Raw genomic sequence first — 18,957 nt, 5'->3', positions numbered from 1 at the left:
GGGGGCATGTCCGGTGGAAGCGTGGTCAGTAGCGACCCGACGCGCCCGACACTCCGAGGCTGACCTGGTCGTTACGTAATCAGCAGCTCCAGGGCTTCCGCCAGATGCCCCACCTCGCGGACCGAGAACCCCTCCGGAACCGGCCCCGGTCCATTGGGACTCGCGGGCACCACGGCGTGCGTGAAACCAAGCCGCTGCGCCTCGTGGATGCGCTGGTTGATCCCGGGAACAGGACGGACCTCGCCGGCCAGGCCAACCTCGCCGAAGGCAATCAGCCGCTGCGGCAGCGGCTTGCGGGCCTTGGCCGAAGCCACGGCAAGCGCCACCGCGAGGTCCGTGGCCGGTTCGCTCAATTTCACTCCTCCAACGGTGGCCACGTAGGAGTCGTCCTTGTGCAGGATGCAGCCGGCCCGCTGTTGAAGCACGGCCAGAAGCATGGAGACACGCGAGCTGTCCAGGCCGCTGGTGGCCCGGCGCGGCTGTGAGCTGGCACTTTCGGCCAGAAGGGATTGCACCTCGGCCAGCAGTGGCCGGCGCCCTTCCATGGTTACGGTGATGCAGGTGCCGGAGACAGGCTCGCGTGTCCGGGAGACAAAGAGGCCACTGGGATCCGCGAGGCCCTCGATGCCCCCTTCGTTCAGGTCGAAGCAGCCGACGTCGTCCGTGGCCCCATAGCGGTTCTTCACCGCTCGCAACAAGCGGAGCCGGGAATGGCGCTCGCCTTCGAATTGGCACACAACGTCCACCAGGTGCTCCAAAAGGCGCGGGCCTGCAATCGAGCCGTCCTTCGTCACATGGCCCACCAGGAGGGTGGTCATGTTGCGGCGTTTGGCGGCGGCGATGATGGACGCGGCCACTTCGCGAACCTGTGAAACGCCGCCCGCGCTGCCTTCGACATCGGCGCTGCTCAGGGTCTGCACCGAGTCCACAATCAACAGCCTCGGCTCGAGCTTCTCCACTTGACCAAGTGCCTGCCCCAGGTCCGTTTCCGCGGAGAGATAGAGGCTGTGCGCGACGGCGTCGATCCGCTCCGCGCGGAGTTTGACCTGCGCCGCCGATTCCTCGCCCGTGACGTACAGGACGTCCTGGCCTGTGCGGGCGAACTTCGCCGCCACGTCCAGGAGAAGGGTGGATTTCCCGACGCCGGGTTCGCCGGCAAGCAGGATCACCGCGCCCGGGACCAAGCCTCCGCCCAGGACGCGGTCCAGTTCGTCGACGCCCGTGGGCAGGAAAGCGGCCGTGGTGCCGTCTACCTCGGCAATGCGGCGCGCCGGCTCCAAAACTGTTGTTGCCGCCGTCGTGCGCGCAACAGTGGCGCCCGTTTCCTCCACGGTTCCCCACGCCTGGCACTCACCGCAGCGTCCCACCCACTTGACCGTGGTCCACCCACATTCGGCACATTTGTACGCGGGTGTCTTGGAAGTGCGTGAGGTCTTGGAAGCCATGCGTACAAGGCTAGTGGAGGGGTAGGACAGTCAAGTCCCGTCACTGCAGCGGAGGCAGCACGTCCCTTGCCTCGAGGGGGTCCATGCCCGCGGCTTCGAGCAGGTCCACCATGAGCGGGCGGAAGAGCATCACCACCGTTTCGCCCTCGAGTTTCTGGACGTGGAGCATCTTCGGATGGAGGCGGGTGGCAATGTCGGCCAGGTCCTGCCGCGCACCGCGCATGTGGGCGCGCCGGGCGCCGTCATGCACTTCCGCGAGACCAAGAGATAATTCCTCGACGGCGGCAGAAGTCTCCTGCAGGACTTCGGAGATGCTGTCCGTTGCCTCGTCGGTCAGGGCCGCATGGTTGATGGCGCTGGTCAGCCGCCGGGCGAAAACCCGGCTGTTGCGGAGGGCTAGATCGATGGAATCCAATGACTCCTCCAGCATGGTCAGCTCGTCGCGGTGCCTCCGGTACGCAGGGGCGAGCGTCGCCACCTCACCGGACGCCTTGAGGGATTGGCGCATCCGGTCCACGAGTGGCTGGCAATTTCTGCCACGGATGAGCGCGTGCCAGGCCTGGGTCGAGTCGCTGTTGATCAATGCGTCGGCACACTCGCGGAGGACTTCGGAGAGTTCGTGCAGGAGCTTGCGGACGTCCTGGCGGGGTTCCCGGCGCGGGTCCTTGGGGACCAGCATGGTGACCAGGAGCGCGAAGACCCCGCCTACCACGGCGTCGATGCTGCGTGTGAACGGCCCGCCTTCCGGCGCTGGCAGCAGGACCACCAGAAGTGACTGCAGGCCCAACTGCGTAGTGAAGATGGTGCCGCTGTCCAGGAAACGGGCCAGCAGGATGGAGAAAAGAAGTACGACGGCGGCCTGCGGGATCCCGGGGCCCAGCCAGTGCAGCAGCAGATCACCGATGACTATCCCGAGGGTGCAGCCAAGCCCGACTTCCATCACCCGGCGAAGCCGCGGATCCCGCGAGAAGCCGAGCGCGATCAGGGACGAGGTGGCGGCGAAAAGCGGTCCCTTGTGCCCCAGGATGTATTCGGCGAACGCGTAGGCGCCCACCGCACAAACGGTCATTTGGATCGCCGGAACCAGCGAGTTCCGGCTGCGGACAAAGCCGGTGCGGAGGCGTGCCCGCAGGAATTTCTTGCTTGCTGAAAGTCCTTGGGGGGCGGCCATGCCTCAAGTCTATTCAGGCGACGGCATCGGGACGTCGCAGGCCGGGCTCCGCGGAAAGTGAGGGGTGTCACTTAATCCCTCATGTCGTACTGAGCGCAAGGGCAACGCTGCATATGTAAGCCAATAGTCCACAGCCGTTCACCTTCCGTTCACTTTGGACGGCCGGTCCCGTTACCTATGGCTCTTACCGTCGATAAAGGTACAAACACGTACGCAAATCTTTCGTATGCCGACTTTCTCCCTCGGCACGCATCAGAGAATCCCTGGAAGGGGTACATCCCAGTGAAGGCAACTCGCTTCGGCCGCAACGCGGCAATCGCGGTCCTCGCAGTCGGCGCCCTCGCGCTGACCGCTTGCGGTTCGGACAACGCAACCGGCGCCGCACCGGCAGCCACCCAGTCTGCCGCGGCCGTCAAAGTCACCGGCACGCTGACCGGCATCGGCTCCTCGGCGCAGGGCGCCGCAATGGACGCCTGGAAGACCAACTTCGCTTCGGCCAACCCCGGTGCCACGGTCCAGTACTCCCCGGACGGCTCGGGCGCAGGCCGCAAGGCCATCCTCGACGGCTCCGCTCAGTTCGCAGGTTCTGACGCCTACTTGACTGACGCCGAGCTCGCCACCTCCAAGACCAAGTGCGGCACCGATGGCGCCATCAACGTGCCGGTGTACATCTCCCCGATCGCCGTTGCTTTCAACGTTCCCAACGTCAAGGACCTGAAGCTCGACGCAACCACGGTTGCCAAGATCTTCCGCGGCCAGATCACCAACTGGAACGATCCCGCCATCGCCGCCCTGAACGCCGGCGTCACGCTTCCGGACCTCAAGGTCACCCCGGTCAACCGCTCTGACGATTCCGGAACCACCCAGAACTTCACCGATTACCTGGCCGCAGCGGCTCCGGACGTCTGGACCGACAAGGCTGCTGGCCTCTGGCCCGCATCCCTGAAGGGCGAGAACGCCAAGGGTACCTCCGGCGTCGTCAAGACCGTCACGGACACCCCGGGTGCCGTAACCTACGCTGACGATTCCGCAGTCTCCGGCAAGCTCGGTACCGCACAGATCAAGGTTGGCTCGGACTTCGTAAAGATCTCCGCTGCCGCTGCAGCCAAGGCTGTTGAACTGGGCAAGCCCGTTGCCGGCCGACCGACCGGCGACCTTTCCATCAAGCTTGACCGCACCACGACGGATTCCTCTGCATACCCGGTTGTCCTGGTTTCCTACCACGTCGTCTGCACCACTTACGACAAGAAGGAAACCGCTGACCTGGTCAAGGCGTTCGAAAGCTACGTAGTCTCCGACGCCGGCCAGCAGGCCGCAGCCGGCTCTGCCAAGTCCGCTCCGCTCTCCAAGGCGCTGCAGGACAAGGCAAAGGCCGCTCTTGACTCCATCAAGGCCAAAGCCTAAGGACCACAATGGGGTAGTGGTGCTGCGGACCGCGGCACCACTACCCTGAATACCGAGGTTCCCTGTCCCGCACTGGTGAAACATCACCGGGCGGGGTGGGGAACTTGGCCATTTTTGAGTGAATCTGAAGGATCGTGAAGTGACCACCAACTCCTTGACCACTTCCCAAGGTGCCGGACGCGCCGGGGACAAGGTCTTCTCCGGAGCCACCCTGGCCGCGGGATGCCTGATCCTCCTGGTCCTCTTCGGCGTCGCACTTTTCCTTGTAATCCAGGCGATTCCGGCCCTTGTGGCTCCGCCTGCGGACATCCAGGGCGGCCACGGCTTCTTCGCCTACATCGGGCCGATCGTGGTGGGAACCCTGATTGCCGCGGTCATCGCGCTTGTGATAGCTACCCCCGTTGCCATCGGCGTCGCCTTGTTCATCTCGCACTACGCGCCCCGCAAGCTGGCCTCAGGCCTTGGCTACGTGGTGGACCTCCTCGCTGCCATTCCTTCGGTGGTCTACGGCGCATGGGGTGCGGCATTCCTTGCCCCCCAGATCTCGCCCGCCTACAACTGGCTGGCAAGCACCATGGGCTGGTTGCCGATTTTCCAAGGCCCGGCTTCGGCTACCGGCAAGACCATCCTGACCGCGAGCATCGTCCTCTCCGTCATGGTCCTGCCGATCATCACTTCCCTGTCGCGTGAAATCTTCCTGCAGACCCCGAAGCTCCACGAGGAAGCCGCCCTGGCCCTCGGCGCGACGCGTTGGGAAATGATCAAGATGGCTGTTCTGCCTTTCGGCCGTCCGGGCATTGTGAGCGCCGTCATGCTGGGCCTCGGCCGTGCACTTGGCGAGACCATGGCCGTAGCGCTGGTCCTGTCCTCCGGCGTCCTGACCGCAAGCCTGATCCAGTCCGGCAACCAGACCATCGCCGCGGAAATTGCCTTGAACTTCCCTGAAGCCAGCGGACTCAAGGTCAGTACGTTGATCGCAGCCGGTTTGGTATTGTTCGTCATCACCCTCGGTGTCAACATGATTGCACGCTGGATCATCACCAGGCACAAAGAATTCTCGGGAGCCAACTAATGACTGTCACAGCCCCCGTAGCGCGCAAACGCTCTGCCCTGACCAAGGGCCAGTTGCCCGCCTTCGCGCCGTACGTTGTCCTGGCCGTTGCCTTGGTACTCGGCGCAGCGATCCTTGCACTGATCGGCTTCAACGCCTTCGGCTGGGGCCTCGTCTCCGCCATCCTCTTCACGATCGGGCTGGTTGGCTGGAGCGCGGCCGTAGAAGGCGGCCGCAAGTCGAGCGACAAACTCGCGACTTGCCTTATTGTCGGCTCATTCCTTGTGGCGCTGCTGCCCTTGATTTCGGTGATCTGGGCCGTCCTCGTGAATGGCATCCCAGGCATCATCAGCCCCGGCTTCCTGACGACATCCATGAACGGCGTCACAGGCGCCCTCGACAACAAGAGCGTCGATGAAGGGACCAAGGTCCTCGGCGGCATCTACCACGCGCTCCTGGGCACCGTGCAGATTACCCTGCTGGCCACTGTCATCTCGGTGCCGGTGGGCCTGCTGACCGCAATCTACCTCGTGGAGTACGGCAACGACCGGGCCCTCGCCCGTGCCATCACGTTCTTCGTCGACGTCATGACCGGCATCCCCTCGATCGTGGCAGGTCTCTTTGCCGCGGCCTTCTTCTTCGCCGTGGTCGGCCCGGGCACCAAGACCGGTGCGGTCGCCGCCGTCGCGCTTTCAGTCTTGATGATCCCGGTTGTGGTTCGCTCCAGCGAGGAAATGCTCAAGATCGTCCCCAACGAGCTCCGTGAGGCCGCTTACGCGCTGGGTGTCCGCAAGTGGCGCACCATCCTCAAAGTGGTCATCCCGACGGCGATTTCCGGCATCGCTTCAGGCGTCACCTTGGCGATTGCCCGCGTTATCGGCGAGACGGCGCCGATCCTGGTCACCGCAGGTTTCGCCACCACCATCAACAACAACGTGTTCGGCGGCTGGATGGCCTCGCTGCCTACATTCATCTACACGCAGATCCTGAATCCGACCTCGCCGTCCAACCCGGACCCGTCGAGCCAGCGGGCATGGGGTGCCGCGCTGGTCCTGATCATCCTGGTGATGATCCTGAACCTCGGCGCCAGGCTGATCGCCCGGATCTTCGCTCCCAAGGCCGGCCGTTGAGCCATCAGGCCACCTGCAAACTTCCAACCACAGCACCGAAGGAACACCATGTCTAAGCGGATCGACGTCAAGGATCTGAACGTCTACTATGGCAGTTTCCTGGCCGTTGAAGGCGTCAACATCAGCATCGAAGCCAAATCGGTCACGGCGTTCATCGGGCCGTCCGGTTGTGGCAAGTCCACCTTCCTGCGTACCCTGAACCGCATGCACGAGGTGCTGCCGGGCGCGCGCGTCGAGGGTGAGGTCTTGCTCGACGGCGACAACCTCTACGGTGCCGGCGTGGACCCGGTGACTGTCCGCAGCCAGGTGGGCATGGTTTTCCAGCGCCCCAACCCGTTCCCCACGATGTCCATACGCGACAACGTGCTGGCCGGCGTCAAGCTGAACAACAAGAGGATCACCAAGGGTGCGGCCGACGCGCTCGTGGAGAAGTCGCTCCGTGCCGCCAACTTGTGGAACGAGGTCAAGGACCGCCTGGAGAAGCCGGGTTCCGGACTCTCCGGTGGCCAGCAGCAGCGGCTCTGCATTGCCCGCGCCATCGCTGTGGAACCTCAGGTTATCCTCATGGACGAGCCCTGCTCGGCGCTGGACCCCATCTCCACTCTGGCCGTCGAAGACCTCATCAATGAGCTCAAGGACGAGTACACCGTGGTGATCGTGACCCACAACATGCAGCAGGCAGCGCGTGTTTCCGACAAGACGGCGTTCTTCAACATTGCCGGCACCGGCAAGCCGGGCAAGCTCATCGAGTTCGCGGACACCACCACTATCTTCAACAACCCGTCCCAGAAGGCCACGGAAGACTACGTCTCCGGCCGCTTCGGATAGCCACTTCGGAACCTCCGTCGATTGCTCCCCACCGGTTCCCTGGCCTCACAAGTTCGGCCAGGGAACCCTGCCGGCGTGGGCCCAACGGTCGTTCTGGACGTCTAAAACGACCGTTACTCAAAGCCCTCGCCGGTCAGCGCGACAGCGGCGAGAGGGCTAGTCCAAGGACGAAGGCCACCGCGGCGGTGACGATCGGCGTCGCGACCCAGAACCCCAGGATCCGCAGCACCATCCGACGGTTGGTGACCGAAAAGTTCTGGTTGGTTCCCGCTCCGAGCACTGCTGACGTCACCGTGTGGGTGGTGGAAAGCGGCAAATGGAGCCCGATCGCACCGACAAACAGCATCAGCGAGGTCAGGCTCTGGGCGACGAATCCCCGCAGCGGGTCAACCCTGGTCAGCTTGTAACCCAAGGTGTAGGAGATGCGCCAGCCGCCACAAAGTGTTCCCGCCGTGAGCATGACAGCCGTCAGGAGGATGACCCAGAACGGGAGGTCGTCGTGGTCGGACACTCCTGCCGCCACAGCGCCCAGCAGTATCACGGCCACGGTTCGCTGCCCGTCCTGCAGCCCATGGCCGAACGCCACCGCAGCGGCCGAGACGGACTGGGCATGGCGGAAACGGCCGTGTACAACATCGGGTTGGGTGTAGCGCGCCGCCCACGTGACAGGCCACACGAGGAGGTACGCGCCAATGAAGGCGATCATCGGGGACAGCAGCAGGGGCAGGACCACTTGGACCAGCATGATACTGTCCACGCCGCTGATGTAGCTGCCTCCCATGACTGCGCTAGCAGCTCCGGCGCCGGCCAGGCCTCCCACCAGGGCGTGCGTTGACGAGAGGGGCACACCGCGCCACCAAGCGTAGGTTCCCCAAAGGATCGCGCTGCACAACCCCGCAGCGAGTACAGTCAGCCCATTCATGCCCGGGGGAAGAACCACCCACGACTGGCTGAAAATCAGGGCGAAGCCGCCGCTGAGCAGCACGCCGGCAAAGTTGAAAACCGCCGCCAAAAGCACGGCAACAGAAGGAGTGAGGGCGCGGGTCCGCACGGAGAGCGCGACGGCGGTGGAGACATCGCGGAAGCCGTTGAGGAACGCGAACCCAGCCGCCAGCGTCACCACGAGGGCGAAGAACGCGACCATCACCTCATGCTTCCTTGACGATGATGCTGCCTACCTGGGTGGCGACGCGGCGCATGTCCTTGGTGACGTCCACCAGTTGGTTGGCTACGTCACGGTTCCTCGAAAACTGTGCGGACTTCATGTCTCGGAGCATCTCTGCCACCCAGGTCCGGTGGCTGCGCTCGGCACGCTTGGCCAGCCGGAGGACCTCGATCCAGTAGTCCTCGAGCTCGTCCAGGTCGTCCAGTTGGCGCATGGCATCAACCGTGAGTTCTGCTTGGCGGCTGATGATCTCCAACTGATCCGCTGCGCGCTTAGGCAGCCGGTCCAGCTTGTAGAGGGCCACGAGCTCGCCAGCGGCGTCCAGCTTCTCCATTGCCTCGTTGAGGAAGCGGGAAAGGGCGTACATGTCCTCGCGGGGGAGCGGGTTCACGAAGCTCGTGCGCATGTGGGTCAGCAAGGCGAAATGCAGATCTGTGGATTTCGCCTCGTGTTCGTGCATCTCTTCCACAAGCCGTTCGTGCTCCGCAACAGGGGCTCCGAAAATCTCGGAAAGCGTCCCTGTGGCCTCAAGAATCTGACGAGCCATCTGCGAAAGCAACTGCAAACCGGCGGGTTCTTGAGGGAAGAGACGCAGCTTCATTTGGCTTCCGGTGGGCGAGGTGGACGGGGACTGAGCGGCGTCTTCGCCGAAAGGCATAAAAATGGTGCCGAACCGGATACGCCTCTCGGCGGTAGGCCGCTCGAAGCGGCTATAAGTTGAAGCCCGGGGGTTTCGCGGTTCGACACCAGTTTCAGTTTTCTACGTCGGCCGAGCTAAGTCAACATTGACAGCTGGCGCTCGGGGTGATTTCGGCGGCCCTTCACCCTCATGTTTCACGTTAATCCAACTCGCCGAGGCGCCATGCGTTGGCCGCGTGCTCAAGGTCCTCAGCGGTCTTGACGAGCTGGTGCGAGTTCCGGGTCAATTTGCTCGCATGACCCTCATTGGAATGTTCTGCGCTGTCCGCCAGAGTGGCTTGGCCGAGCGCGACGACGCGGCAAAACGCAGCCGAGCGTTCCAGCGCGACGTCGAAATCGCCGTCGAACGCTCCTGAAAGGATGGCGTCCGCCATCTGCTTCATTTCGTCGGCTCCCGGTGGCTCCGCGGCTCCTGCCACAACGTGTGAAACCTGTGCGGTGTCCCGGCCGGCCTTGAAGTACACGGAGATGCGCTCGGAGTTCTGCATTGTGGCCGCGCGCAGAGCATAGAGCCGCCACAATGCACCGGGCAAGGACCGTGCCGGGCTCTCGGCCCACATCTCGGCGATGGCTTCGAGGCCTTGCTCGTCAGCGAGCTTCACAAGACGCCTGGTGATCTTGGGATCGTCGCTATCGCGGCCTCGCCGCACGAGCGCTTGTGCCGCAAGGTGTGCGGCTTCGGACACGCGCGCGGGGTCCGCGCCGCCGGCGAAAGGCTCGAAGTCAATCGGCGCGAAGGGTTTCGGCTTGTGATGCCTATTTGCCCCGCCGTACACAGGAGGTCCCGATTGTTCGCTCATGCCCCAACGCTACTCCTGTGCCTTCGCTCGTGCACTCTTGATCAGCGGCTGTTGCGGTGGCTGTTGCGGTGGCGGAGCGTTCTCCCCAGGTTTGAATCCGCAGGCGCCCCGACACACCGTAGTTGCTGCGCGTCGTCGTCGGGGTTTGGTTCAAAAGAGGGGACGACGGCGCGGGGCTCGGCCGTGTCAAAACGTCCCTAAGCTTGGGGTACAGTATTCATGGCTGTTTCTACAGTCGGCAGGGGCCTTTAGCTCAGTTGGTAGAGCATCGGACTTTTAATCCGTGGGTCGTGGGTTCGATCCCCACAGGGCCCACCGTAAAACCCCCGGAACCATGGGTTCCGGGGGTTTTCTTGCGCCGCGCCAAAACTGCGGGTAATAGGGGTTATTAGGACAGAACGTGTGTAACCCCCGGGTGTGTGATGTCCATCCGGCCCACCCTTTGCGGTTCCAGAGGCCTTCGTCGGCGCTAGTGATGGGTGTCGTACAGGGCCGGTCCGACGCAGGATGCTAAGCACAGTGGGGATCGCAGACGGTGAACTGCGGCATGTCTTGCACGGGCCGTCGATGATTGCTACCGTGGTGAACGCAGGACGCGGAAACGTCTCCCGCATAGACCGAAACCCCGATGCAGAAGCACGGGGTTTCGTGTTTTAAGCGGTCAGCCCTATGCGCTCACGGCCAGACATAGCTAAACCGTGTAGCTTGGTCGAGATTGCCCTTGATCTCCTGCATTGCCTTCTTCGCGGCAGGATGCCTCTCCGCGATCGTGACCGAGCGGTTAGTCAGAAAAGTCGCCATATCCGCGGCCTGAAGCAGGCGGCTGTGGTTCGACGGGCCGAAATAGATCGTATCTATGAGGTCGCTCAACGGAATGCTTGTATATCCCCTTTGCGCGGCGGCCCGCATACCGCGGAATCGGGTCCTGCTGTCCGGCGCAGTGTGGTGCTCGTCGGCAAGAACCAGAGCACTTTCGTCCGTGTGGTCAAGGTTGAGGACGCGCTGTACAGACTCAAGTGTGTGCGAGAGTGCAAGCGCGTGGGCTGGATGTGGATTTGCGTACTTGTCTTTGAGCTTCTGGACGTCAATGCCACGGAAAACGAAGACTGCGCCTGAGTCATGTATGGCCTCGGCGACTTGCTTGCATACGTTCACCGCCAACCACACCGGGACGCCTTCCCAACCCTCTTTCTGGTGGAAGACTTCGTAACCATGAAGCTCAGTTGCAGGGTCGAAGCCAGGGACGTCATTGACTACAGCCGCGACAATTGCATCTAGGCTCTTCTCAAGCTTTCTTGCTTCCTCAGCGCCCACCATTAGTGCGCCCATGTAGTAAAGCTGTCCGCCCCGAGCGGATTCGTCTGGAAAGCAAGGATCATTCGCTGATCCTATAGAAGGTAAATCAAAGTTACTGAACCCATCGGGCTGAGTCGCTTCATGGCCGAGGTCAAGAACCCCAGTGGGGTTCTGAGGCTGCCGGGGCATGTGAGGGGTAGTCATGACTCGACCCTTAAAGGACGTCAACCGACCACTGCCCGTCGGTAAACTTTGGAGGCATGCTCTCCCAGAGCTGGCAAGATTTGGCGGGATTCTTGACAGTGACTGGCGGGCTGTTCAGGCGCGGATTCTCGCGGTTTTTCGACCTATCGGGTCGAGGACGTATCGCGGCGGATAGTGGCGGATTGTGTCCGTGGGTCGTGGGTTCGATCCCCACAGGGCCCACCCATTGTGAAAGGCGCGGGCAACCGCGCCTTTTCTCTTTTCCTGCCCAAGTGCGCATTCAACTGCCAGACTGTTCTTCATGCAAGCCCTTTTGGATGGACTACTCAACACCAGCCCGCTCCTGATCGGGTGCATAGTTTTCGCCCTCGTCTTCGCCGAGGATGCAATCTTCGTGGGTTTTGTGATCCCCGGTGAAACGGCGGCTGTGGTGGGCGGAGTGATTGCAAGCCGTGGAATCTTTCCTTTGTGGCTCATGATCGTCATTGTGGTGACTGCCGCAATCACGGGCGACACCGTGGGCTACGAAATAGGCAAGCACTTCGGTCCCCGGGTAATGGCCCTGAAGATCCTGGACAAGAGACGTGCCCAACTGCAAAGGGCCGAGGACTTCCTCAAGGACAAGGGCGGCCTCGCCGTGTTCCTGGGCCGGTTCACAGCGTTCTTCCGTGCCGTCATGCCGGCTCTCGCCGGACTCAGCCGCATGCCCTACCGGCGCTTCGCGTTCTGGAACTTCAGCGGCGGCATCGTCTGGGGGTCCTTGTTCGTGACTCTCGGTTTTGTGGCTGGAAACTCATACGAGGAAGTGGCCCGCACGGTGGGCCGGGGTGCTGCAGCTGTGGTGGCAGTTGTTGCGGTGGCGATCCTGGTCGTCTGGCAGGTCAGGAAGCATAAGGCCAAGAAAGTTTGAGGAAGCGGTAGCGGAAATCTGGCTGAAACCTGGTCGGCTTAGGCTGGTCACAATTCGTTCGGGAGGGGCGGTGAAGGGGCGAGCTGGATATGTCTGACGTTTGGCGTTATAACCGTAGTAGCTGCCCCGACGTCCTCGGCTTTTCTGAGTCTTGAGTGAACTGATGTCCGCCTCTGCAGCACACAACTTTTAAGGAGAACCGATGCATCTTTTGCCCCGTGAGCAGGAAAAGCTCATGATCGTGGTCGCGGCCGACCTCGCGCGCCGTCGGCAATCCCGCGGGCTCAAACTCAACTTTCCCGAAGCCGTCGCGATCATCAGCTACGAACTGATTGAGGGTGCCCGAGACGGGAAAACCGTCGCTGAACTCATGAGCTACGGGACAACGCTGCTTCGCCGTGAGGATGTCATGGAGGGCGTGCCCGAGATGATCCATGATGTCCAAATCGAGGCCACTTTCCCTGACGGCACCAAGCTCGTCACCGTCCACGACCCGATCCGCTAGGAGGCCAACATGATTCCCGGTGAATACCGTCTCCAAACAGAGCCCATTGCCTGCAACAGCGGACGCGAGGCAATCGCCGTCGACGTCGTCAACCGTGGCGACCGCCCGGTCCAGGTGGGCTCGCATTACCACTTTGCCGAATCGAATCCCGCGCTCGAGTTCGACCGCGAAGCCGCTTACGGCCGGCGCCTCGACATCCCCGCCGGAACGGCCGCGCGCTTCGAACCCGGCGATTCCAAGACCGTCAAGCTCATTGCGCTTGCAGGCAGCCGTGAAGTCTACGGCCTGCGGAACGCCGTCAACGGTCCCCTTGATGCGGGCGCCGGAAAGAACGACGGCGGCGCTGCCGCCACCGAAGGGCCCGGAGCCACCGAAGGGCCCGGAGCAGGCAAGGAAGGACAGCCCAGTGAGCTTTGAAATTTCGCGCAAGCAGTACGCAGACCTTTACGGCCCGACGACGGGCGACTCCATCCGCTTGGCGGACACCGAGCTGTTCCTTGAGATCGAAAAGGACTACACGGTCTACGGCGAAGAGGTCATGTTCGGCGGCGGCAAAGTGGTCCGCGACGGCATGGGGCAGAACGGCCAAGTGACCCGCGACGGCCGCCTGCCTGAATCCAACGCGGCATCGGACCAGACGCTCGACGTCCCGGACACCGTCATTTCCAACGTGGTGGTCCTCGACTACACCGGAATCTACAAAGCCGACGTGGCGCTCAAAGATGGGCACATCTTCAAGATAGGCAAAGCCGGGAACCCCCAGATCGCCGACGGCGTGGACATCGTGATCGGCGCCAGTACCGAGATGATCGCGGGGGAAGGCAAGATCCTCACCGCAGGCGGCGTTGACACCCATATCCACTACATTTCCCCGGACCAGGTCCCCACTGCCCTGTGCAGCGGCGTCACAACCATGGTGGGCGGTGGCACGGGACCGGCCGAAGGTACCAAGGCCACCACCGTCACTCCCGGCAAATGGCACATTTCGCGGATGCTGCAAGCGGCGGAGGGGCTCCCGATCAACATCGGACTCCTGGGCAAGGGGCACGCCTCTGCCATCGAGCCGCTGGCCGAACAGATCCGCGCAGGCGCAGTGGGCCTCAAAGTCCATGAAGACTGGGGCGCCACGACGTCGTCCATCGACATGTCGCTCCGCGTAGCCGATGAATACGATGTACAGGTAGCCATCCACACGGACACCCTCAACGAGTGCGGATTCGTGGAGGACACCATCAAGGCGATCGACGGCCGTGTGATCCACACCTTCCACACCGAAGGAGCAGGCGGAGGGCACGCCCCGGACATCATCAAGATCGCCGGACTGCCCAATGTGCTCCCGGCATCCACCAACCCCACGCTCCCATACACGCGGAACACCATCGAAGAGCACCTCGACATGCTCATGGTGTGCCACCACCTCAACCCGGACATTCCTGAAGACGTGGCGTTCGCCGATTCCCGCATCCGGGCCGAGACCATCGCAGCCGAAGACGTGCTCCAGGACCTGGGCATCTTCTCCATGACGTCCTCGGATTCCCAGGCCATGGGACGTGTGGGCGAAGTCGTGATCCGGACCTGGCAGGTGGCCGATGCCATGAAGCGGCAGCGGGGCGTCCTCAAGGACCCCTGGAGGGACAGCACAGGCGCAAGCCACGGCGCTGCAAACGGCTTGGGCGAGGAAAGCGACAACTTCAGGATCAAGCGCTACATCTCCAAATACACCATCAACCCGGCCATCGCGCAGGGCATGGCGGACTCCATCGGCTCCGTGGAAGTGGGCAAGTTCGCCGACCTCGTCCTCTGGAATCCGGCCTTCTTCGGCGTGAAGCCCGAGCTGGTCCTCAAAGGCGGGCAGATTGCCTACGCACTCATGGGCGATTCCAACGGCTCCATCCCCACCCCGCAGCCGCGCACCATGCGCCCGATGTTCGCCACCCACGGGAAGGCGTTGCAGCAGTCCTCCATCACCTTCCTGTCCAAGGCGGCCATCGACGCCGGCGTCCCGGAAGAACTCGGCCTGCAGCGCGTTATCCGGCCGGTGTCCGGCATCCGGAACCTGAGCAAAGCGGACTTGAAGTTCAACGGCGAGACGCCGGATATCGCCGTCGACCCCGAGACCTACAAAGTGACGGTCGACGGCGAAGACGTCACCTGCGAGCCCTCCGACGTGCTGCCCATGGCCCAGCGCTACTTCCTTTTCTAGATCGCTGGAGGAGAACACATGATCATCGAAAAGATCCTGGGCAATCTGCACGAACTGCCCAATCCCGAACAGTTTGCCGGTTTCCACAAGGAGAAGGTTGTGCTGCCCAGCGCCCAACTGGTCAAACGCATCCAGCGCGTCACCACGGACCACGGCAAGGAGTTCGGCATCCGCCTCCCTGCCGGGTCCGGGGATCTGCGCGACGGCGACATCCTTGCCGTCGAGGATGCGAACCTCATCGTGGTCTCCGTGCTGCCGACCGACGTCCTGGTCGTCGCCGCGCGCAGCATCTACGAAATGGGTGTGGTGGCGCACTCCTTGGGCAACCGACACCTGCAGGCGCAATTCTTCGACGCTGGCTCCGAGTACGGGGCCGAAGTCATGGTGTGCCAGTACGACCACACGGTGGAGGACTACCTCAAACACGTCGGCGTGCCGTACGACCGTCAGGAACGCGTAATGCCGGTGCCTTTCCGCCATGCTGAACACACGCACTAGTTCCGCCTTTCATCAGCTCGCGCTTCAGCAGCTGACTGACTCCGCGTTGCCTACTGGGGCGTTTGCGCACTCGCTGGGGTTTGAGACGTACATCGATCGTGGGCTCGTATCTGATGAGGGAAGTTTTGGGGTGTGGCTGGCTGCGTTTGTGGGGCAGCAGTTGACTTATTCCGATGGGTTGGCCATTCGGTTCCTTTATGAGGGGGTGGATCTCGGTGGGTTGGATGCTCATTTGAGCGCTCAGCTGCTGCCGCGGCAGTTGCGGGAGGCCAGTACCAAGATGGGCGGGCGGCTGATCGAGATCGGGAGCGAAGTCTTTCCCTCGGCGGAGCTCGATGCGTACCGGGCGTTGGTGACCACGGGCCGTGCCGCCGGCCATCAGCCGCTGGCGTTCGCCGTCGTCGCGCGCTCGCTCGGCGTGCCGTTCGAGGAAGCGCTCGCCGCGTACCTCTTCGCCGCGGTCACCACTCTGACGCAAAACGCCGTGCGCGCCATCCCGCTCGGCCAGAACGCCGGGCAGCGGGTGCTGCGAAAGGCGCACGACGACGTCGCTGCCGCCGTCGAGCGGGTCGCGCACCTGACGCCGGACGACTTCGGGGCCGTGAGCCCCGGGCTGGAAATCTCGCAGATGCGGCACGAATGGCAACGTGCGCGCATGTTCATGAGCTAGAACCATAGGAGGACACATGTCTGAGCCCATCAAGATCGGGATCGGCGGCCCGGTTGGAGCCGGAAAAACGCAGCTCGTGGAGCGCCTGACCCGCCACATGAGCCGGGAAATCTCCATGGCCGCCATCACCAACGACATCTATACGATCGAAGACGCCAAGATCCTCGCTGCCAACGGCATCCTGCCCGAGGACCGGATCATCGGCGTCGAAACCGGCGGCTGCCCGCACACCGCCATCCGCGAAGACACATCCATGAACACGGCGGCAATCGAGGAACTCAAGAAACGCCACCCGGACCTGCAGGTCATCTTCGTGGAATCCGGCGGCGACAATCTCTCCGCCACGTTCAGCCCCGAACTCGTGGACTTCTCGATCTACATCATCGACGTCGCCCAGGGAGAGAAAATCCCCCGCAAAGCCGGCCAAGGCATGATCAAATCGGACCTCTTCATCATCAACAAGACCGACCTCGCACCGTTCGTCGGGGCCGACCTCTCCGTGATGGAGCGGGACTCCAAGGAATTCCGCGGCGACAAACCCTTCTGCTTCACCAACCTCAAAACCGACGAAGGGCTCGACAAGGTCATCGCATGGATGCGGCACGATGTCCTGATGCTCGACCTGGCGCAATGAGCACGACGGCGACAGCGGCTGAGCTTTCTATGCCCGACTCCGCCGCTGCTGTTGTCTCGCCCACGGGAGAGCTCAGCCTTCGGGTCGCCTTGCGTGCTCAGCGTTCCGTGGCCGTGCAGCAGTTTCATCAGGGTGCCTTGCGGGTGTTGAGGCCGCACTACTTGGATGGGTCCGGGCAGGTTTGTTATGTCATGGTCAATCCGGGTGGGGCGTATTTAGGGGCGGATCTCTACGTTGTGGAAGTCGAGGTGGAGGCCGGGGCGTCCTTGCTTTTGACGACGCAGTCGGCCACGAAGATATATCGGACACCGGGGTCGTTTGCGGAGCAGCGGATGACCATCCGGCTGGGGGAGGGCGCGGAACTGGAGTTGGCTCCGGACCAACTCATCGCCTACCGGGAGGCCAGCTATCGGCAGAATACGCACATCACTGTCCATCCGACGTCGAGCCTCATCATGGCGGAAGTCATCACCCCCGGCTGGTCGCCGGACGGCGCTTCCTTCAAGTACCGGGAACTCCGGCTCCGGAACGAAATCCAGGTGGAGAGCGACGACGGCACGGGGCTTCTTGCGCTGGACAACCTCCTGATCCGGCCACCCCGGGGTGATGTGACGGGAATGGGCTTCATGGAGGGCTACAGCCACCTGGGTTCGCTCATTCTGGTGGATCCTCGGGTTGACCAAGCGCTCGCCGATGAACTCCACCGGCTGACGATCAGCTATGACGCTTACTCGGGCTTGTCGCTGACCCGGACCCTTGCGGACACAACGGGCCTGGTCCTACGCTCCCTCTCGAACAGCACCGGCGAACTCAATCGATTGCTTGGTGCGTGTACCGGCCTTTTGCGCGAACGCTGGTACGGCCGGGCGCCGCTGAACCTAAGGAAATACTGATGACCTCACTCGCGGAGTTCGCCTCGTGGCACAGCGCAAAGACCCCGTGAGCGTCGGATTTGCGTTCAGCCTGGGCCACAGCTCGGTGGTGATCCTGGCCGGCGTGATGGTGGTCGGCGGTGCCAGCTTGGTGGGGCATCTACGTGGCTGGGCGAAAGAGACCTCGGCGACGCCGGACTGCGGCTGATCGGGCTGTTCGCCGTCGTGCGGGTGGTTGCGGCCTTACGGGTGCGGGCGGCGCGACGCCGCTGATGGTGCCGGCGCCGTCAGTCGGGCTGGAACCACTCAAGAAGCCGATCCAAGGGCCACGTCGTGATGATCCGATCGGCGGGTACACCGTTGGCTTCTGCCCGCTCCGCTCCGTATTGCAGGAAATCGAGCTGGCCGGGGGCATGCGCGTCACTGTCGATGCTGAAAAGGCAGCCAGCATCGAGGGCAATCCGAATCAATTCGTCCGGCGGGTCCTGGCGCTCTGGCCTCGAATTGATTTCGACGGCGACCGAGTGCTCCGCACACGACGCGAACACCTTTTCTGCGTCGAACTCCGATGGGGGTCTTGTTCCGCGTGATCCCTTGACCAATCTGCCGGTGCAATGACCGAGGACGTTTGTGTGCGGGTTTTCGATTGCTGCGAGCATTCGACGCGTCGTGGACCGTTTGTCGGATCGGAGCTTCGAGTGGACGCTGGCAACCACAACGTCCAGTTGACTCAGCAGTTCCACGGACTGGTCCAAGTCGCCGTCTTCAAGGATGTCCACTTCGATGCCGGCCAATAGCCGAAAGCCGGGCGCCTGGCCGTACCCGTCGTTGATCCCATCCAAAACGGTGAGTTGCTCCATCAAACGCTCCGGGCTGAGACCGTTGGCGATGGTGAGGTTGGGGGAGTGATCAGTCAACGCGATATATTCCCGGCCGAGTATACGAGCCGCGTCGGCCATAACTTTGATCGGCGAGCCGCCATCCGACCAGTTGCTATGGCTGTGCAGATCGCCGCGAAGCTGGGCGTGCAGCTGGTGTCCACCGTTGACCAAGGGTTCGGCGCCGCCACGGCGGAGGTTCTCAAGGTAGTCCGGAACGGCGCCGCCCAGGGCTTGGCTGATCACCTCGAAGGTCCGGCTGCCGATTCCCTTGGTTCGCTTGAGGCGGCCATCCTTGGCCCGGGCAGCCAGTTCCTCTTGGCTCAGGCCGGCGATGATGTCCGCGGCTCGGCGAAACGCCTGGACTTTGAAGCTGTCCGCGAGTTCCCGTTCCAGCCAGAAGGCGGTTTCATTGAGCGCGTCTACGGCGTCCATAGCTCAATGATGTACCACGCTGCGCTCGGGCGTATGTGAGCGAGCGTTCGGGTCTGGGGGCCTATATGTGAGCGAGGGTTGGGGGTTCCTGACGCTCTCTCACTTATGGCGGTTTGGCGGGACCCTCGCTCACATCATATGAGCGGCCGTTGGGGGACG

Annotated in this window: 19 protein-coding genes, 1 tRNA gene and 1 pseudogene; 14 read left to right on the top strand and 7 right to left on the bottom strand. The window is 62.9% G+C overall.

What is annotated here, in order from left to right; all coding sequences use genetic code 11:
• Window positions 1-71: 71 nt before the first annotated feature.
• A complete protein-coding gene (gene radA, locus OOZ51_RS15370; RefSeq protein WP_265980657.1) occupies window positions 72-1,445 on the bottom strand; it encodes a DNA repair protein RadA in 1,374 nt (457 codons plus the stop codon).
• 40 nt (window positions 1,446-1,485) lie between these two features.
• Window positions 1,486-2,616, bottom strand: a complete 1,131-nt coding sequence (locus OOZ51_RS15365; protein ID WP_265980656.1) for an FUSC family protein — start codon at window positions 2,614-2,616, stop codon at window positions 1,486-1,488.
• A 282-nt stretch (window positions 2,617-2,898) separates the two neighbouring features.
• Here OOZ51_RS15365 and pstS point away from each other — a divergent pair, with 282 nt between their 5' ends.
• From pstS to pstB, 4 genes are all read left to right on the top strand, one after another.
• Window positions 2,899-4,020 (top strand): phosphate ABC transporter substrate-binding protein PstS, encoded by a 1,122-nt coding sequence (pstS, locus tag OOZ51_RS15360; protein WP_265980655.1) that lies wholly within the window; start codon window positions 2,899-2,901, stop codon window positions 4,018-4,020.
• A 139-nt stretch (window positions 4,021-4,159) separates the two neighbouring features.
• Window positions 4,160-5,092 carry a phosphate ABC transporter permease subunit PstC gene (gene pstC, locus OOZ51_RS15355; protein WP_265980654.1) on the top strand — a complete coding sequence of 311 codons (933 nt, stop codon included), beginning with the start codon at window positions 4,160-4,162 and terminating at the stop codon, window positions 5,090-5,092.
• Window positions 5,092-6,201, top strand: coding sequence for a phosphate ABC transporter permease PstA (gene pstA, locus OOZ51_RS15350; protein WP_265980653.1), 1,110 nt, complete (start codon window positions 5,092-5,094; stop codon window positions 6,199-6,201). The genes pstC and pstA overlap by 1 nt, the downstream gene beginning before the upstream one ends.
• Before the next feature lie 48 nt (window positions 6,202-6,249).
• Window positions 6,250-7,029: a phosphate ABC transporter ATP-binding protein PstB gene (gene pstB / locus OOZ51_RS15345; RefSeq protein ID WP_265980652.1), complete on the top strand. Its 780-nt coding sequence runs from the start codon at window positions 6,250-6,252 to the stop codon at window positions 7,027-7,029.
• A 133-nt stretch (window positions 7,030-7,162) separates the two neighbouring features.
• Here the strand turns inward: pstB and OOZ51_RS15340 are convergent, their stop codons facing one another.
• The 3 genes from OOZ51_RS15340 to OOZ51_RS15330 form a co-directional block, all read right to left on the bottom strand.
• The gene (locus tag OOZ51_RS15340; RefSeq protein WP_416346390.1) at window positions 7,163-8,173 is read right to left on the bottom strand and encodes an inorganic phosphate transporter; all 1,011 of its coding nucleotides are present in this window, start codon (window positions 8,171-8,173) and stop codon (window positions 7,163-7,165) included.
• A 4-nt stretch (window positions 8,174-8,177) separates the two neighbouring features.
• A complete protein-coding gene (locus OOZ51_RS15335; RefSeq protein ID WP_265980650.1) occupies window positions 8,178-8,795 on the bottom strand; it encodes a DUF47 domain-containing protein in 618 nt (205 codons plus the stop codon).
• Window positions 8,796-9,033: 238 nt separating this feature from the next.
• Window positions 9,034-9,693 carry a hypothetical protein gene (locus tag OOZ51_RS15330; protein ID WP_265980649.1) on the bottom strand — a complete coding sequence of 220 codons (660 nt, stop codon included), beginning with the start codon at window positions 9,691-9,693 and terminating at the stop codon, window positions 9,034-9,036.
• 242 nt (window positions 9,694-9,935) lie between these two features.
• Here OOZ51_RS15330 and OOZ51_RS15325 point away from each other — a divergent pair.
• Window positions 9,936-10,008: transfer RNA gene (locus OOZ51_RS15325), tRNA-Lys, on the top strand.
• A 360-nt stretch (window positions 10,009-10,368) separates the two neighbouring features.
• On the opposite strand, the gene OOZ51_RS15320 is transcribed toward OOZ51_RS15325, so the two are convergent.
• Window positions 10,369-11,193 carry a DUF3800 domain-containing protein gene (locus tag OOZ51_RS15320; RefSeq protein WP_265980648.1) on the bottom strand — a complete coding sequence of 275 codons (825 nt, stop codon included), beginning with the start codon at window positions 11,191-11,193 and terminating at the stop codon, window positions 10,369-10,371.
• A 301-nt stretch (window positions 11,194-11,494) separates the two neighbouring features.
• On the opposite strand from OOZ51_RS15320, the gene OOZ51_RS15315 reads away from it, so the two are divergent.
• The 9 genes and pseudogenes from OOZ51_RS15315 to OOZ51_RS15275 form a co-directional block, all read left to right on the top strand.
• Window positions 11,495-12,103 (top strand): DedA family protein, encoded by a 609-nt coding sequence (locus tag OOZ51_RS15315; RefSeq protein WP_265980647.1) that lies wholly within the window; start codon window positions 11,495-11,497, stop codon window positions 12,101-12,103.
• Window positions 12,104-12,305: 202 nt separating this feature from the next.
• A complete protein-coding gene (locus OOZ51_RS15310) occupies window positions 12,306-12,608 on the top strand; it encodes an urease subunit gamma (RefSeq protein WP_078106942.1) in 303 nt (100 codons plus the stop codon).
• Window positions 12,609-12,617: 9 nt separating this feature from the next.
• Window positions 12,618-13,025: an urease subunit beta gene (locus tag OOZ51_RS15305; RefSeq protein WP_265980646.1), complete on the top strand. Its 408-nt coding sequence runs from the start codon at window positions 12,618-12,620 to the stop codon at window positions 13,023-13,025.
• The gene (ureC, locus tag OOZ51_RS15300; protein ID WP_265980645.1) at window positions 13,015-14,811 is read left to right on the top strand and encodes an urease subunit alpha; all 1,797 of its coding nucleotides are present in this window, start codon (window positions 13,015-13,017) and stop codon (window positions 14,809-14,811) included. Before OOZ51_RS15305 ends, ureC begins: the two co-directional genes overlap by 11 nt.
• 18 nt (window positions 14,812-14,829) lie before the next feature.
• A complete protein-coding gene (gene ureE, locus OOZ51_RS15295; RefSeq protein WP_265980644.1) occupies window positions 14,830-15,309 on the top strand; it encodes an urease accessory protein UreE in 480 nt (159 codons plus the stop codon).
• On the top strand, window positions 15,290-15,979 hold the full coding sequence (locus tag OOZ51_RS15290) for an urease accessory protein UreF (protein ID WP_265980643.1): 690 nt from the start codon (window positions 15,290-15,292) through the stop codon (window positions 15,977-15,979). The genes ureE and OOZ51_RS15290 overlap by 20 nt, the downstream gene beginning before the upstream one ends.
• 16 nt (window positions 15,980-15,995) lie before the next feature.
• Window positions 15,996-16,613: an urease accessory protein UreG gene (gene ureG, locus OOZ51_RS15285; RefSeq protein WP_078106937.1), complete on the top strand. Its 618-nt coding sequence runs from the start codon at window positions 15,996-15,998 to the stop codon at window positions 16,611-16,613.
• 29 nt (window positions 16,614-16,642) lie between these two features.
• Window positions 16,643-17,506 carry an urease accessory protein UreD gene (locus OOZ51_RS15280; RefSeq protein ID WP_265980676.1) on the top strand — a complete coding sequence of 288 codons (864 nt, stop codon included), beginning with the start codon at window positions 16,643-16,645 and terminating at the stop codon, window positions 17,504-17,506.
• A gap of 19 nt (window positions 17,507-17,525) precedes the next feature.
• Window positions 17,526-17,693: pseudogene (locus tag OOZ51_RS15275) on the top strand (HoxN/HupN/NixA family nickel/cobalt transporter); the annotation flags it as partial.
• 79 nt (window positions 17,694-17,772) lie between these two features.
• Here OOZ51_RS15275 and OOZ51_RS15270 read toward each other — a convergent pair.
• Window positions 17,773-18,798: a PHP domain-containing protein gene (locus OOZ51_RS15270; protein ID WP_265980642.1), complete on the bottom strand. Its 1,026-nt coding sequence runs from the start codon at window positions 18,796-18,798 to the stop codon at window positions 17,773-17,775.
• Window positions 18,799-18,957: the final 159 nt, after the last annotated feature.

The organism is Arthrobacter rhizophilus, assembly GCF_026241105.1.
GTDB lineage: Bacteria > Actinomycetota > Actinomycetes > Actinomycetales > Micrococcaceae > Arthrobacter.
This window is presented reverse-complemented; position numbering and strand designations above follow the sequence as displayed.

Bases quoted from the DNA above. Each gene is read 5' to 3' on its own strand.
- OOZ51_RS15280 (WP_265980676.1), top strand. From the start codon at position 16,643: ATGCCCGACTCCGCCGCTGCTGTTGTCTCGCCCACGGGAGAGCTCAGC.
- OOZ51_RS15270 (WP_265980642.1), bottom strand. From the start codon at position 18,798: ATGGACGCCGTAGACGCGCTCAATGAAACCGCCTTCTGGCTGGAACGG.
- OOZ51_RS15305 (WP_265980646.1), top strand. From the start codon at position 12,618: ATGATTCCCGGTGAATACCGTCTCCAAACAGAGCCCATTGCCTGCAAC.
- pstA (WP_265980653.1), top strand. From the start codon at position 5,092: ATGACTGTCACAGCCCCCGTAGCGCGCAAACGCTCTGCCCTGACCAAG.
- radA (WP_265980657.1), bottom strand. From the start codon at position 1,445: ATGGCTTCCAAGACCTCACGCACTTCCAAGACACCCGCGTACAAATGT.
- OOZ51_RS15320 (WP_265980648.1), bottom strand. From the start codon at position 11,193: ATGACTACCCCTCACATGCCCCGGCAGCCTCAGAACCCCACTGGGGTT.
- OOZ51_RS15315 (WP_265980647.1), top strand. From the start codon at position 11,495: ATGCAAGCCCTTTTGGATGGACTACTCAACACCAGCCCGCTCCTGATC.
- ureE (WP_265980644.1), top strand. From the start codon at position 14,830: ATGATCATCGAAAAGATCCTGGGCAATCTGCACGAACTGCCCAATCCC.
- pstB (WP_265980652.1), top strand. From the start codon at position 6,250: ATGTCTAAGCGGATCGACGTCAAGGATCTGAACGTCTACTATGGCAGT.
- OOZ51_RS15335 (WP_265980650.1), bottom strand. From the start codon at position 8,795: ATGAAGCTGCGTCTCTTCCCTCAAGAACCCGCCGGTTTGCAGTTGCTT.
- ureG (WP_078106937.1), top strand. From the start codon at position 15,996: ATGTCTGAGCCCATCAAGATCGGGATCGGCGGCCCGGTTGGAGCCGGA.
- OOZ51_RS15290 (WP_265980643.1), top strand. From the start codon at position 15,290: ATGCTGAACACACGCACTAGTTCCGCCTTTCATCAGCTCGCGCTTCAG.
- OOZ51_RS15330 (WP_265980649.1), bottom strand. From the start codon at position 9,693: ATGAGCGAACAATCGGGACCTCCTGTGTACGGCGGGGCAAATAGGCAT.
- OOZ51_RS15340 (WP_416346390.1), bottom strand. From the start codon at position 8,173: ATGGTCGCGTTCTTCGCCCTCGTGGTGACGCTGGCGGCTGGGTTCGCG.
- OOZ51_RS15365 (WP_265980656.1), bottom strand. From the start codon at position 2,616: ATGGCCGCCCCCCAAGGACTTTCAGCAAGCAAGAAATTCCTGCGGGCA.
- OOZ51_RS15310 (WP_078106942.1), top strand. From the start codon at position 12,306: ATGCATCTTTTGCCCCGTGAGCAGGAAAAGCTCATGATCGTGGTCGCG.